Here is a 14,465-nt window from a genome sequence, read left to right as displayed (position 1 = left end):
GCTGGTGTTGATGCGTTTACATCGACTGGTACTTGGTTTTGACCGCGGGCCAGGTGCGGACAGCGTCGTCGGGCAGCAGCTGGAACTGAAGGTCGATGCCGGCAGCCTCGAGCTCATCGAGCGCGACGACGTCCTCGTCGTTCATCATCACGGTATTGCCCATGTTCTTGGTGCCCTCGCGCGTGGCATTGAGGTTTCCGATGTTGAGCACGCCGCCGAAGTCGCCGTCGATCTTGATCAGGTCGGCGAAGTTGCGGATCGAGTCGGAGATGACGAAGAAGTTCTTTGCCGAGGCCTGGGCCTTGGCGAGGGCCTCAGGTCCCTGGGCGAGGGTGTAGATGCCGAGCTTGAGTTTGCCCGCTGCGGCTTTGAGCACCTTGCAGCGAAGCTGGTCCGCGGCGATCTTGTCGCTGATCACCAGGATGGCGTCAGCCGGCTTCACCGCGACCCACCGGGTGGTGGTCTGTCCGTGGATGACTCGGTCGTCCACGCGTGCGAGCACGATTGCCATTGTGTCTCCTTCCATTGGGCGATTCTTTTGGGAATCGCGTTATCACTAAAACAGGTCGTCGTCCGCGAGGGACTCATCTTCATCCGGGAGGGCCGCTGCGGTGACGCCGGAGGTTCCAGCGTTGAGCGCGAGTTCGACGGCGGCGTCCAGGTCGTCACTTGCCGCAGCCGCGACGCCGACCTCGATGAGCATGCCGAAATTGAAGCCCGATACGACGCGCAGGTGCTCGGGGTTTTCGAGGAACAGGGCGTAGGCCTCGTTGTAGGGGGTTCCGCCGAGTAGATCCGCGAGGATGAGCGTGTTGCCTGATACGAGCTGCGTCTTGACCGCATTGGAAAGGTGCTCGCGGAAGACGTCGACGCCGTCGTCGCCCAGACCCACGGCGACGATGGGGCTGTCGCTCGAGACCATCTTCTTATAGGTGTCGAGCATGCCGTCGCAAAGCGTGCCGTGTGAAGTCAATACGATGTTCACTGATATCTCCTTTCGTCGCGATTAATCATATATGTATGACCAAAATGTTTAGAGATTGAATCTTTTTGAGTCCACAAACGGTATTAAATCGGACATAAACGGTAAATAGTATTATTTAGCATCAATATGTATGACAATATGCTAGGATGCAGGCACGCACCAATCCTCAACGAAGGGAGCCGTCATGGCACGTTACACGCTCGATGATCTCGCCCGTCTGGTCGACCACACCAACCTCCACCCCGACGCCACGCGCGAGGATATGGAGAAGCTCTGCCAGGAGGCGAAGGACTACCACTTCAAGATGGTCGCCATCAACTCCGTCCAGTCCAAGCTCTGCTCCGAGCTCCTCGCCGGTACCGACATCCACACCGGTGCCGCCATCGGCTTCCCCCTCGGCCAGACCACCATCGCCACCAAGGTCTTCGAGACCAAGGACGCCCTGGCCAACGGCGCGAATGAGATCGACTACGTGATCAACCTCACCGAGCTCAAGGCCGGCAACTGGGCCTACATCAAGGACGAGATGCAGCAGATCGTCGACGTCTGCCGCGAAGCCGGCGTCCCCTCCAAGGTCATCTTCGAGAATTGCCTGCTTACCGAGGATGAGAAGCTCGAGCTGTGCAAGATCGCCAGCGAGGTCCTGCCCACCTTCGTGAAGACCTCCACCGGCTTCTCCACCGGCGGCGCGACCGTCGAGGACGTCCGTCTCATGCGCGAGCACACCGACCCCCGTGTTAAGGTTAAGGCCGCTGGCGGCATCCGCACTGCCGACGCCTTTCTCGACATGGTCCGTGCCGGCGCCGAGCGCATCGGATGCAGTGCCGGCATGCCCATCATCGATGAGCTGCGTACCCGCATGGAGAGCGAGGGCATCGACGCCTTCGAGCTGTAAGGAGTGCATATGGGCCCCATCCTGCTCAAGCCCAACTACATCTCTCCCGTCTGGTCGGGCCCGCGCGTCAACGAGGCGCGCGGCCTTTCCGGGGACGCCCTGTACGGTGAGTCGTTCGACGTGTCCGTGCACGATGGGCTGGTCAACGATGTCGACGGCGGTCCGTTCGACGGCATGCCGCTCGACCGCGTGATAGCCGAGAACAAGACCGCCATCATGGGTGAGCTCGATCACGACGGCATCGTGCAGATCATCACGATGGACGCCGGTGAGAACCTGTCCATCCAGGTGCATCCCGACGAGGCGTATGCCCGCGAGCGCGAGTCCGACCACGAGAAGGCGGAGTCCTGGTACATCCTGGACGCCGAGCCCGGCGCCTCGATCATCTGCGGCACGACGACCGACGACCTCGACGCGTTGCGTGATGCGACGGCAGATGATAGCGTGGGTGACCGCTACGGAAGGCGCGTCCCCGTGAGCGAGGGCGATTTCGTGCTCATCCCCGCGGGGACCTTGCATGCGATGGGCGAGGGCGTATTCGCCCTCGAGGTCGGCAGTCTGGGCTTCAAGACGTACCGGTTCTGCGATTGGGGTCGCGGTCGCGAACTCCATGTCGAGCAGGCGTTCGATGTGCTCGACACTTCGATCCGTCCCGAGCCGGCGCACTTCGGCGCCTTCGATCCGAAGGCTCCCGCGAGCGTGCATCGTGGCGTCACGCACCGTCTGTTCACCTCAGACGTCGTTGACGTCCGGGGCGAATGGGAATGCCTCCTGGGCGATCGATATGCCGTTCTGTCCTGCGTGGGCGGTCATGCCCGGGTGGTCACGGACGACGGTGCCGTCGATCTTCCCCGCACCGCCTCTGCGCTGATTCCTGCGAGTGCGGGATCGTTCACGGTCGAGGGGACGTGTCGCGTGTTGGTGAGTCGCGTCGTCGATGAGCGTGACGGCTAGCGCGACGGGGAGTAATTGGGGGTCGATATGTCCGGATCAAAGTCTCGTGTTGTGGTGACGGGTGCGAATGGGTATCTTGCGAGCCTCATTCGTTTGTACAACGCCGATAAGTTCGAGTTCGTGAGTGTTACTCGCGCCGACGTGGACCTTTCAGACGTCGAGGCGGTTGCCGAGTTTTTCTCTGCGCTTGAGTTCGACGTCTGCCTCCATATGGCGGCGGATGCCTCGACGGCCCGCTGCGAGGGCGATCCAGAGGGTACACATCGAATCAACACGGAGTCGTCCATCGCTATCGCCCGAGCGTGTCGCGCCCGTGGTGCGCGCATGGTCTTCTTCTCGACCGAGCAGTGTTTTAACGCCTCGCCCGGTGAAGCGCCGTTCCATGAGGACGACGAGATGGCAACCACCACACGATACGGCGCGCAGAAGATGGAGGCGGACGCCTGGATCAGGGAGAACCTCGACAATTTTCTGATTTTGCGCCTCTCGTGGATGTTCGGCCTTCCTATGCCCGGGGCAAAGCCCGCCCCTAACATCCTTACGAACGTGCTGCATGCGGTTCGGACGGGAGAGCCTGCGGCGTTTCGTGTGCATGAGCGGCGGAACATGACGTACGGTCAGGAGCTGGCGAGCGCCATATCGCAAATTCTCGTGCTGCCCAGCGGCGCGTATCATTTTGCGAGCCAAAACGGCCTGAGCACCTACGAGACTGCCCGTCTCGTGGCCAGCCGCCTCGGTTGCGACGAGCACCGTATCGAGGAGCTCGTGCTTCCCGACACCGAGACCTATGCCGATCGACCACGGGACTTCCGTCTTTCCTCGGAAAAGCTCGCGCACGCGGGGGTACATCTGGGAACGTTCGAAGATGGCCTCGAAAGATGCTTGAGAGATTTCGGAATGCTGTAGCGCGTGGAACGCGTGCGACATATTGGCCGTTCAACTCGAAGGCCCGATCGGTGATTGAACTGCCTCCCATTTCTTGGACACGAGAAATGGGAGGCTTTCTTATGTCCGACGACTTGAGACTCAGATACGACGAGAGCATGCGCCGGATGGCGGCGGAGCTGTTCGCCGAAGGGCACGGCTACCATTCGGCGGCGACCCGTCTGGGACTGCCGCCGGCGACCGTGAGAAAATGGCATCGAGCGTACGTCGCACTCGGCCTCGAAGGGTTGTTGGCCATGGGAAAGAAGATCAGGAGCTACCGCTGGGAGCTCAAGGCGTCGGCGGCCAGGGACGTGGTGGAGGGCGGCGAGCCCAAAGCCGCGGTCATGGCGCGCTATGGGATTGCGTCGCTGTCCCCGCTGGAGAAATGGTGCAAAGCCTACCGGGAGGGCGGCGCCGAGGCCCTGAGGCCGAAGCCCAAGGGCAGGCCGCCCGGGTCGGGCGCGAAATCGGTTCGCAGGACGCGCGAGCAAGAGCTCGAGGAGCGCGTCCGGAAGCTCGAGGCCGAGAACGCCTACTTAAAAAAATTGGCGGCCCTGGGGGCGGAGAAACGGCTGCGAGCTGGGAGCGGGCCCAGATAGTCGCCGAGCTCTCGGGGCGGGGATTCGCCCTCGCCGACCTGCTGGAGGCGGCGGGGATGGCCAGGTCGACCTACTATTACGCGCTCCGCCACCCGCCGAGGCCCACGAGCCCCGAGCTCTGGGGCAAGGCCGTCGAGGTCTTCAGCCGGACGGCGAACGGCTGCGGCCACCGCCAGATCGCGATGTGCCTGCGGGCGGAGGTGGGCGCGCGCATAGCCGACAAGACGGCGCTCAAGATGATGCGCGAGATCGGGATCTCCTGCGGCATCCGCCGCGAGACCGACTACCACAGGTACAACTCCTACAGGGGCGTCGTCGGGAAGGCCTTCGAGAACGTGCTGGGGCGCGACTTCGCGGCCGACGGGCCGTGGGAGAAGATGGGCACTGACGTCACGGAGTTCAGTTCAGGCAGCCCTGGGGGAAGGCGTACTTCGCGCCGGCGTTCGACTTCGGCAGCTGCGAGATAGCGGCGTGGTCGATCTCCCGGCACCCGGACATGGCCCAGCAGAAGGAGATGCTCGGCATGCTGCTGCCGAAGATCCCGAAGGCAAGAACCCGATCATGCACAGCGACATGGGGTGGCAGTACCAGCACGAGGCGTACTGCACCGCACTGCGCGAGGCAGGGGTCGTCCAGAGCATGTCGCGAAAGGGGAACTGCCTCGACAACGGCGCGACGGAGCAGCTGTTCGGCCACATGAAGGACGAGTTCTTCCGCGGGCAGAGCTTCGCAAGCTTCGAGGAGCTCAAGGAGAGGCTGGAGGAGTACATAGTCCACTGGAACACAAGGAGGAGGCAGGTTAGACTGAAGGGGCTGACCCCGGAGGAGTTCCGGAGCCAGTCCCTAGCGGCTTAGGCCGTATCTATTGACCCGTCCAAGATTTGGGACGCAGTTCAATTTGAACTGCCAGCGGGCTTTTTGTTGGCGAGTGCTGCTGCCGGCATTACGCCTCGCGCTCGACCTCGCTCACACACTCATTTTTGATGGTACCGACGAGCGCCTGCAGCGCATCGACCACATGCGGGCGAATGTCCCCGCCAATGAGCACGAGCATGATGTCGTCGCCCACGGTAAGCTCGCCGCTCGCCAGCCACACGCGCACATAGCCGATACCCGGCATCGCGCGCGTTGCCTCGATAGCGGCCTGCGCCTTTTCGGCATCGAAGCCAAACACCATGCCGCCCACCTTATGTCCAGGCGCCACACCATCTGTCTCGACCCCGCGCACCTCGGACTTAGGCGTCGCACGCACCACACCGTTATGCGTCAGGTACATACCGCACGCAGATGCCGACGAATCGGCCTTGGCCTCGCGCAGCCAAGCATCAACCGAAGGCATCGATTTGCCACTTTCAAGCATCATTTCTCCTTTTTACCGTCATCGAGTAGCTCATTTGGGACGGGGCTTTTAGCTACTCTCGAACAACTTATTCCTCAACCGGCGTGAGCACCATGACGGCGCGCGTATTGCTGAATGACAGTGAACGACAGGTCACAAGCGTTACGACCTTGGTTGCCGAAGCGGCGCGGTCACTTGCGTCGCTCGCCACGGCAGAGGCACCGTCGAGCATCTCGGACAGGTAATTCTTCAGTCCGTCATCGCCCTCAAAGTTGGGCGTGCGCGCCTTGGCATACGTGTCCTCGACCACCTTGGTCGCCAGCGGACGCAGCTTATACGTCGCATCGCGCGTGATGTAGTACACGTATTCCATGCTGTCGAACGTCGCCCGATCGGTCGTGTTCGAAATCACGTTGAACATCGAACCGTCGTTCATGTGATGACCGTAAATCGTGGTCTGCTGATCCACCATGCCCGGCGCGGTGTCATCGCTATCCAAGAAGATGGCTCCCGAGGCATTTGCGGTGCCGTCGAACAGCGTGTTGAGGTACTTGGAGTTGTTGTTGGTCTGCACCACGGGGTAGTTGATGTTGGTGCCGGGCGCGTAAATCCAACCCACAACCTCGGGATTTGTCTGGGCAAGCGCATTGAAGTCGATAATCGGCACGCCGCTGGCGTCCTTGTCGCTCACATATTGTTTTTCGATCTTTTGATACGACTCGCTCGCCTGCTTGTAGCCAATCTGCGCGTTGATAAAGATGGCGGCCGCAGCAACGATTAGGCCGATGCCAATGATGATGAGCAAGATGGGGATAACGGAGCGACGCTTTTTGCGCGGCGTCTCGGTATAGCTCGATGGCGCGGTATGCGCCGAAGAGCGAGGTGACTTCTTGGCCGTACTGTATGACGAAGGGCGATATGCAGCAGGAGTATCCTGACGGCGATGCTTCGCCGGCGTCACGGGGCGCGGCGCGCGCGGCTGCTGAGGAGAGGATGTCCGACCCTGCTGTGGCGCGCGGGCTGCTCCCGACGTGGCTGGATCGGGAATCCGAGAAGCCGAAAAACGCTTTCCCTGATAGTCGGACATGGCTCTCCTTATGCTGCAAATGGACTGGCAGAGCGCTTAGGCGTCAGCCATCTCCTGCTTCATCTTCTCGATAACCTTGCGGTACTCAGGGTCGCATGCGCCCAGAATCTGCGTGGCGTAGATGGCAGCGTTCTTGGCACCGTTGATGGCCACACAGGCAACGGGCACGCCCGAAGGCATCTGCACCATCGACAGCAGCGAGTCCATACCACCCAGATCGCTCGTCTTCATAGGCACGCCGATAACCGGCAGCGGCGTAAAGGCAGCCACGACACCACCCAGGTGAGCGGCCTTGCCGGCGGCGGCGATAATCACCTTGATGCCGCGATCGGCGGCAGTCGAAGCCCACTCGTGGACCTTCGCCGGCGTGCGGTGTGCGCTCGCGATCACGAGCTCATAGGGCACACCCAGTGCCTCGAGCTCGGCGGTGCAGCCTTCCATAACGCCCAGATCGGACTTGGAACCCATGATGATCCCGACAACCGGCTTTTGATCTGCCATAAACATAGACCTCCTGTTGAGAGCGGTGACGCAGCGAATCCGCGACCCTTAACTGCAAATAATTCAAGTATAGCCACCGATGCCGATGTGTTCGGTGAGAGACGGAATGCTTTGCGAGATTAAGGCCGAAGGGTCGGAGCTTTCCGCCTACATTCAAAAAGCATGCCCACCGTCCTTGGGTGGGACGGCGGGCACGCTTGCTTAGCTGTTGCTGGGGCTACTTGGCCTTGCTGCGACGATGGAAGAAAGCGCCGATCGCGGCGATGATGGCGCCGAGACCACCGACGGTCACGACGGTCGCCGCCGTCTGGTCGCCGGTATTGGGGATCGCCGAACCGTTCTTCTTGCTGCCCTGGGCCTTGTCGCCTGCGGGCTTGCCCGCCTGGTTGCCGCCGTTCGAGCCATTGCCGGAACTCTGGTTGCCCGAGCCGCCCTGGTTGCCGGAGTCGGCATCCCTGAGGCTCTCAATGGCCAGCTTGAGCTGGTCATAGGCCGCCTGGAGCTGGGTGTCGGAAGCATTCTCATCACCCAAGACGTCCTCGGCGTAGGTAATGGCATCCGTCAGGGCCTTGACAGACTCGTCCGTCTTGCCCCTGGTGTCAGTCTCCTTCGCCTGCTTGACCAGGGCCTTGAGCTGCTTCTTAGTCGGATTCTCGACCGGGACCACCGGGGTCTTCTCGAGCGCGCCGCGGGCGCTCTCGAGCGCCCTGAGCGCCTGGTCGACCTCGTCCTGCGTGGCGTCCTCATCGCTCAAGATGGCGCGGGCGCTCGCCAGGGCGTTCTCGAGCGCCGTCCAGGAGGCCTCGGTGTAGTCACCGGCCTTGAGGTCGCCGGCAGCAACCTCGGCATCAACCTTTTCGATCGCGGTAGCGAGATCATCCTTCGCCACCGGATCGGGGACGGCCGTACCGTAGAACTTGAGCTCCGCCATGCTGCAGTAGGCATCAACGTCGCCACCGCCGGCGTGAATCACCTTGACGGTCACGTAGCGACCGCGCGCGGCGCCAAAGCTCATCTGCTTCCAGTCGCCACGGTCGGTGAGCACGCGGCCGTCGTTGTCGAAGGCGAACGTACCCATCGACGCGGCGGTGCCCATCTCATAACCGTCGGCAGTGTCGGAGACCAGTATCTCGGCCTCGAAGATATCGCCGTTAGTGCCGCCGTCCTGGCGCGGCAGGAATGTAACGTCGGTGAGATCGTAGTCGCGGCCCAGGTCGACACTCAGATACTGGGGCATACCGGTCCCATGGGCCCAGTCGCTGTGCCAAAGCGTCCGCTCGTCGCCGTCGAGAGCGTTGACGGCGTTGCTGCCCTCGTAGTCGGCCTCACTCGAGAAGTCGGCCACCTTGACGTTCTTGCGGTTCTCGGGCGTGTTGATGAGGATCTTCTCATCGACAGGGCGCATCTTGAGGCCGTCGATTGCCTTCTCGATCTTGGCAGTGGCGTCTGCGACATCCTTCTTGCTATAGCTGCCCTGGCCGCTGTCGAGGAGCTTCCGAGCCGCCTCGACCGCAGTGGTGAGAGCTGCATAGGAATCCTTGGTGTAGACGGACTCGCTGTAGCCCGCGGCCTTGGAAAGCGCTGCCACGAGCGCAGAGGTATCGACACCAGCCTTGACCTCGACCTCATAGGATGCGGTCTTGGAGGGGTCGAGTACCGACGCCACCGTGATCTTTGCCTTGCCGGCCTTGTTGGCACGCAGGTAGTAGCTCACGCTATCGCCAGCCTGAACAGCGGAGACGCTTACCACAGAGGGGTCGGAGCTCTCGACCGTCACATAGGGGTAGCCAGCGCTCTCAGGCGTAGCCTTGGCGTCGACGGGCGTAATGTCGCCTTCAAAGAACTCGGTCTGGTTCTTGCCTAGCTCGACACCCTCGATGGCCTCGACACCCTGCGTGTAGTTGAAGTTGACCTCACGCAGTGTGAGCATCTGGTCACCCGATGCCTCAAGCGGCGTGACCTCGACCTTGGTCGCCTTCTTGCCCTTGTTCTCGGCAGAGAGGTCAAAGGCGTAGCGAGCCAGGAAGGAATCGTACTCCCCGCCCGCGAACTCTTGGATCGAGCCATCCTCGAACGTCACGACGGCCTTGATCTTCTGTACGGTTCCGTTGCCGCCGTTGCGGTTAACGACCTCGACGCTATCGAGTTTCGACGGCGTCTTAAATGCGAATGTCATCGTGGTGGGAAGCTTCACGTAACTCGGTAGCTTACCCTCGCTGTCCCAGTTGCCACTCCAGTTCCACAGGAACTCAAAGCCGTTGTCGCCCTCGTTATTATCGAACAGCGCGTTATAGCTCTTCTGCTGGATAAGTTTCTCGACGTTGGTCCCGTCGTCGGTCGTGAGCTCATCGTTGGTCATCGTGATGTTGAAGGCATCCTGGGCGTACTCGGCGACCGTTGGCTGAGGAACGTCCGGCATCGTCACCGTGCCGTCGCTCGCAAACTCAAGTGCGTCGCATGCCGGGCCGATAAGCCAAGATGTCGAGGGCAGTTCGACCTTTCCGGCGGTCTTGGCCTTGAGCTTGAAACTCGCCACCGCGCCAGTACCGTTGTAGAGCTTGCCATCGCCGCGGTTGGCAAAGGCGAGATTGATAGTCTGCGTTCCGTCCACGAACTGGACCTTCTCGCGAGACAGGTTCTCCATGCCGGCAGTCGAGCCGTCCTGCGCGATGCTCTCGGACACAAACTCGAACTGGTCGCTCTTGAAGTTGACGAGGGCGCCCAGGGCGTTGACGTTCTTGGCGTCGGCCGCATAGACATCAACGGTGATCTCATCACCGGCCTCGACCTCGGTCTTGCTCGGAATCACCGCGAGCGAACCTGCGACCTTGCCCTTTTGTTTAGTGCCGCCGTCAAGACCCGCCATGGTGAACGAGTAATCGTAGACGTCGTAAACGCCGTTATCGTTGAGATCGGCGAAGTGGTCGCGGATCTGCGAACCGAACGTCGGGGTATCGGGCTCGCGATTCTCGAGGCCCAGATAGTTCTTCATGTTGGAGTAGTCTCCGTCGGAGATCGTGGCCTTGTTGAGGTTGGAGCCCACGGCGAAGCCATCCGTGCCGTCGGTCTTGTAGATGGCAATCTCGGACGCGGAGAAGAAATTGCCGACCGAGGCGAGCGGTGTCATGCGCACGTAACGAGCGGCCACGGTGCCGTCAAACGCTACCGTCTTACAATCAGCGGAACGTGCCCAATCGACCTCCTGGCTCGTCCAGTGGACGCCATCGAGACTCGTCTCAACACGCATCTTGGTCACGGTGCCGTTGCCGGCGTCATCGCGCGGATAGTACTCGAGCTTATCGAGCTTGTAAGCGCGTCCATAGTCAACGGTAAGCGCCTTGCCCAGATCGTTGCCACCGGAGTGGAAACCGCCGTCGCCCGACTGGAACTCATGGTCGAAGGCGAGCTCGGCCTTATGGCTGCCGTAAAGTGAGCCCTCCCAGGTGATTTCCTCGGCGTCGGGGACGTTCCGCCACGGATCGAGTGCGGAGTTCGCCTCGAGCACATCGCTCCAGGCGGAGTAACCTTCGGCGTTGCGCGAACGAATCTGGTAGGTGTGCTTGCTATTGTAGGCGAGGTCGGTGTGCGTGAACTCGGCCGCATCACCCACGGCAAACACAGTGCCGTCGACCTTAAGGTCGTAGGAGGTAGCACCATCGACCTTTCCCCAGGTGAGCTTGATGCTCGTTGGGGTCGTGGCGTCCTCGGGGGCAGCAAGGTTCGTGGGTGCGGAGAGGTTCTCGTTGAGGCGATCGGCTGTGAGCGTGGCGTCGGCGTTCACGAAACCGCCCAGCTCAAGCGTCTGCGCCGCTGCAGCAACATCGGTCTTCGCGAACTTGACGTAGACCTTGGGGTTCGTGGTGATCTTGGTGTTGTTAAAGCTCTCGCCCCGCTCGGCCTCGGTGCCGTCCACATCGCTGCCGTAGTGGTTGAGGTTAGGGGTCTCGCTGTAGAAGTAGACCGCCTGGCCGGCCTCGGGGGTCGCGGTGTCAAAGGTCTCCTGCGAGTCGACCTCAACCACGTTGAGCGCGGATCCGCCGTTCTTGGCGACGACGCTCATGGGCTTGGCGGACACGTTGGCCACGAAGGTCGTGGTGCGATTGGAGTCGTAGCCGTTGTAGCCACCCTGCGAGGCTTCGGCGGTAAAGGTCGCGGTGCCGCCTGCGGCCTTGGATCTGTAGACGGTGCTCACATGCTCACCGTAGGAGATATTGTCGATCGTACCGTAGGAATCGTCCTCAGTCGTGTTGTTCTCGATGGAGGAGCCGTCGTCCTCGTACTGCGTAAAGGTGCCGTCGCCCTCGGTGGCGAAGAACTCGACGATACGCTGGCTGCGGTCGGTACCCTTGGTGTTGGTGTCGCTCACGGCCTCGGGGTTGTTGTTCTCGGCGTACATCGGCACGATAGCGTTGGCCTTCACAAACAGCGGCAGCTTCCAAAGCGGAGCCTCGTAGTTGTTGAGAACCTGGCCGCCGCGATACTGCTTACCCGAGAAGTAATCGATCCAGATGGTGGGATTCTCGTCGGTGCCGTAGTTGGGGAGGTAAATCCCATTGCGAATGTCGTTGCCGTTCTCGTCTGCCTGGGTATCCTGATACACCGGTGCCACTAGGAAGTTCTCACCGAACATATACTGGTACTGCGTCGAGGTGCTTGCGGCGTACTCGGAGTTATCGGAAAGCAGCATGGCGCGGATCATGGGCAGGCCGGCATCGCCGTTACCCGTGTCGATGTTGGCCGCCGAGGCCGCGCTCGTGTAGATATAGGGCATGAGCTGCGCCTTGAGCTTGAGGTAGAAGCGCGAGATGCCTGTGTAGGGATCGCCGTGCGTCATGGGCGATTTACGGTAGGTGCCCCAACCGTCCATGTCGAGCATAGAGGGCGTGAACGTCTTCCACTGGTAGTCACGCGCAGAGATGATGGGGTCGCCGCCAAAAATGCCATCCATGTCGGAGCCGATGTTGGGGTTGCCCGAAAGACTCTGACCGATATACGTGGGGATATGGAAGCGAATGTACTCCCAGTTACCGCCATACTGGTCGCCGGTCCAAATGCCACCAAAGCGCTGCGTGCCGGCCCAACCATCGAGCGTGATGATGTTGGGGCGCTTGTTAGCGCCGGTCGTCACCGTGTCATAAGCTGTCTTGATGCCATTAAGACCAAAGGAGTAGCCAGATCCAACCCAGGCAACGTCGGTCTTAAGGGTAGTGATGCCTCCCGTCTTGACCTCGGCGTCGAAGTCGCGAAGCAGATGCCACGGGGTCTCAGGGTTGCTGTCGGGCTCAAGGTTGGACTGGGTCCACAAGCCCGTGCTCACACCCTTTGAGTTGGCATACTCGGTGAACTTCTTAAGGTTGTCGACGTTGGCACGCACAGCGTTAAGACGGTCGGCCGAGCTCGCTCCGTCGGAGTTGACGCCGCCGGTCTTGTAGTAACCGTTCTGGCCATAGCCGGCGCCGTAGCCGTCGTTCGGCAGGAACCAGCCGAGCGGCATGTCGCTGTCCTCGTAGTCATCGATAACCTGCCGAGCAGAGAACTGGCGGTCGAAATCGGTCGCTTTCATGTTCTCGGTATCAACCGTAGGGCCCTCACCGTTGAGCGTCTCGGCCGCAAGTGTGCCGTCGAGCTTGTAGCCCGTCGACATGCCAGACTCGTACTTAACGTCGCCCTTCTCGCTCGAGGACTTGCTGCCCTTGGTCTCCCACTTCTTTTGACCCGAGGTCGTTGACCAGCCATCACGGTTATAGGCATTAAGATGACCAAGGTAGAACCCGTACTCGGGCAGCAGTACCGGGTTACCGGTCACCTTGTAGTAGTCCTGCAGCATCTCAGTTGCCACGTTCGAAGCTCCCTCGTTGGTCGCCACGAAGTAGTAGGCATCAAACTCATTCTCGCTGTGCAAAGTCGTGACCGTCGATGAGTCCGTGGAACCGAAGTCGTAGGAACCCTCTGCAAACGTGTTTCGGAGTACGCCGTAGCCGTCACTCGTCCAATAAAACGGGTTGGGCGAGGCAACGCCGCCATCAGTCCAGTTGTTCGTGTTGGAGATGGCGATGGTCTGGTTGGTGTGCAGGAAGCGTCCGTTCTGGGTGCCGCCGCCAAAGAAGTTCTCGGACTTCTCCTTGGCGAGCGTCTGGACGGTACCCTTCTTATCAAGGTCGAGGGACGCGGACTCGGAAACCACGACACGGTCGCCTGACTTGATACTCATCTTGCCAGTCGCCTTGTCCAGGATCACGGTCGCCTTTCCGCCGGTGATCTCGATAGTGTCGCCCTTGTCGGCAACCGTCGCGCTCGGCTTGCTGTAGGTGTCCGAGGTATCGGGCTGAGCCTGGATTTTAGCCGTGTGGGACTTACTGCGCGGTGTGGCGTAATCGGAAAACTCACCCTTGGGGTCGACGTTATAACGGAAAATACCGTCCTCGAGGAACGTAATACGGCCCTTGATGCCGTCAGCGAAATCGATGTCGACGACATTCGAGGCAGACTGGGACACGGTCGCTGAGTCGACGCCCTTGAGTGGCGTGGCAATCGCCTGCTGGGGATTGGCAAACACGAGCGTCGCTGCAGTGGCAACGAGGACCGCGCTTCCCTTCACCCACCGTTTCGTAAAAATGGAATTCCTGCGCACCTGGGCTCCTTTCTTCCGAGATGCTGAGGTGCCGAGGACGCCCCCCCCCCGGCAGCATGGGAAAACGTATCAAACGGGGATGTTCGGTACATTCCGCACAATGGGGCCACCCGTTACCAAGGGGCCAACTGGTAGTAACCAGATAGCCACCTACTAGGTCATATCAATATATGGGAGCACTTGCGCAACCAAGTTCGGAAGTCCACCAGCGGCAGTAAAATGAGCGTCAGCGGCAAGGTGGGCTTAATAAGCCATACCAATTGGTTCTTCAGTCAAATACCAATCTAGCAAAAATGTACTGTTTATCTGGTATTACACAGACCATACCTTTCCCTCGGGAACTGGGCTTCGCGAAGTTTCCCGAGAGAAAAGCTCGACCGCCGCCCTGCGACCTACCGAAGATTGCTATGACGTACGTTGGCTGATTTGGTTTGGAATGAGAGGTTGACGGAGGATGGTGGACAGTTAGTTCAGATTTGTATTTTTTGGCCGGGTCCTTACGTGCAAACGTATCGTTTTGAAGCCGTTTTAGACCCAATAACGCCCT

12 protein-coding genes are annotated in these 14,465 nt (G+C 60.6%); 6 read left to right on the top strand and 6 right to left on the bottom strand.

Going from position 1 to position 14,465, the window contains the following annotated elements:
* Positions 1–16 precede the first annotated feature (16 nt).
* Positions 17–511 carry a PTS sugar transporter subunit IIB gene (locus DXC67_RS01855; protein WP_117637139.1) on the bottom strand — a complete coding sequence of 165 codons (495 nt, stop codon included), beginning with the start codon at positions 509–511 and terminating at the stop codon, positions 17–19.
* Positions 512–556: 45 nt separating this feature from the next.
* Positions 557–985, bottom strand: coding sequence for a PTS sugar transporter subunit IIA (locus DXC67_RS01850; protein WP_117637138.1), 429 nt, complete (start codon positions 983–985; stop codon positions 557–559).
* Between the two features lie 184 nt (positions 986–1,169).
* Between DXC67_RS01850 and deoC the strand changes: the two genes are divergently transcribed.
* From deoC to DXC67_RS10480, 6 genes are all read left to right on the top strand, one after another.
* Positions 1,170–1,880: a deoxyribose-phosphate aldolase gene (gene deoC, locus DXC67_RS01845; RefSeq protein ID WP_117637137.1), complete on the top strand. Its 711-nt coding sequence runs from the start codon at positions 1,170–1,172 to the stop codon at positions 1,878–1,880.
* Between the two features lie 9 nt (positions 1,881–1,889).
* Positions 1,890–2,834, top strand: coding sequence for a class I mannose-6-phosphate isomerase (locus DXC67_RS01840; protein WP_117637136.1), 945 nt, complete (start codon positions 1,890–1,892; stop codon positions 2,832–2,834).
* Positions 2,835–2,861: 27 nt separating this feature from the next.
* Positions 2,862–3,740: a sugar nucleotide-binding protein gene (locus DXC67_RS01835; RefSeq protein WP_117637135.1), complete on the top strand. Its 879-nt coding sequence runs from the start codon at positions 2,862–2,864 to the stop codon at positions 3,738–3,740.
* 101 nt (positions 3,741–3,841) lie between these two features.
* Complete coding sequence (locus DXC67_RS01830) at positions 3,842–4,360, top strand: helix-turn-helix domain-containing protein (protein ID WP_117637205.1); 519 nt, start codon at positions 3,842–3,844, stop codon at positions 4,358–4,360.
* 56 nt (positions 4,361–4,416) lie between these two features.
* Positions 4,417–4,827, top strand: coding sequence for a transposase (locus DXC67_RS10485; protein ID WP_199410556.1), 411 nt, complete (start codon positions 4,417–4,419; stop codon positions 4,825–4,827).
* Positions 4,828–4,921: 94 nt separating this feature from the next.
* A complete protein-coding gene (locus DXC67_RS10480; protein ID WP_199410555.1) occupies positions 4,922–5,215 on the top strand; it encodes an IS3 family transposase in 294 nt (97 codons plus the stop codon).
* A gap of 88 nt (positions 5,216–5,303) precedes the next feature.
* Here DXC67_RS10480 and DXC67_RS01820 read toward each other — a convergent pair whose 3' ends face one another.
* The 4 genes from DXC67_RS01820 to DXC67_RS01805 all read right to left on the bottom strand — a co-directional run bounded on the left by DXC67_RS01820 (position 5,304) and on the right by DXC67_RS01805 (position 13,885).
* On the bottom strand, positions 5,304–5,720 hold the full coding sequence (locus tag DXC67_RS01820; RefSeq protein WP_117637134.1) for a molybdenum cofactor biosynthesis protein MoaE: 417 nt from the start codon (positions 5,718–5,720) through the stop codon (positions 5,304–5,306).
* A 67-nt stretch (positions 5,721–5,787) separates the two neighbouring features.
* Complete coding sequence (locus tag DXC67_RS01815; RefSeq protein ID WP_117637133.1) at positions 5,788–6,786, bottom strand: class B sortase; 999 nt, start codon at positions 6,784–6,786, stop codon at positions 5,788–5,790.
* 36 nt (positions 6,787–6,822) lie between these two features.
* Positions 6,823–7,287: a 5-(carboxyamino)imidazole ribonucleotide mutase gene (purE, locus tag DXC67_RS01810; protein WP_006235810.1), complete on the bottom strand. Its 465-nt coding sequence runs from the start codon at positions 7,285–7,287 to the stop codon at positions 6,823–6,825.
* A gap of 217 nt (positions 7,288–7,504) precedes the next feature.
* On the bottom strand, positions 7,505–13,885 hold the full coding sequence (locus DXC67_RS01805; protein ID WP_158551266.1) for a discoidin domain-containing protein: 6,381 nt from the start codon (positions 13,883–13,885) through the stop codon (positions 7,505–7,507).
* Positions 13,886–14,465: the final 580 nt, after the last annotated feature.

It is taken from the genome of Collinsella sp. TF07-1 (genome assembly GCF_003437235.1).
Classification (GTDB): Bacteria; Actinomycetota; Coriobacteriia; order Coriobacteriales; family Coriobacteriaceae; genus Collinsella.
Note: the sequence above shows the minus strand (reverse complement) of the source record. Positions and strands in the feature narration are given on the sequence as shown.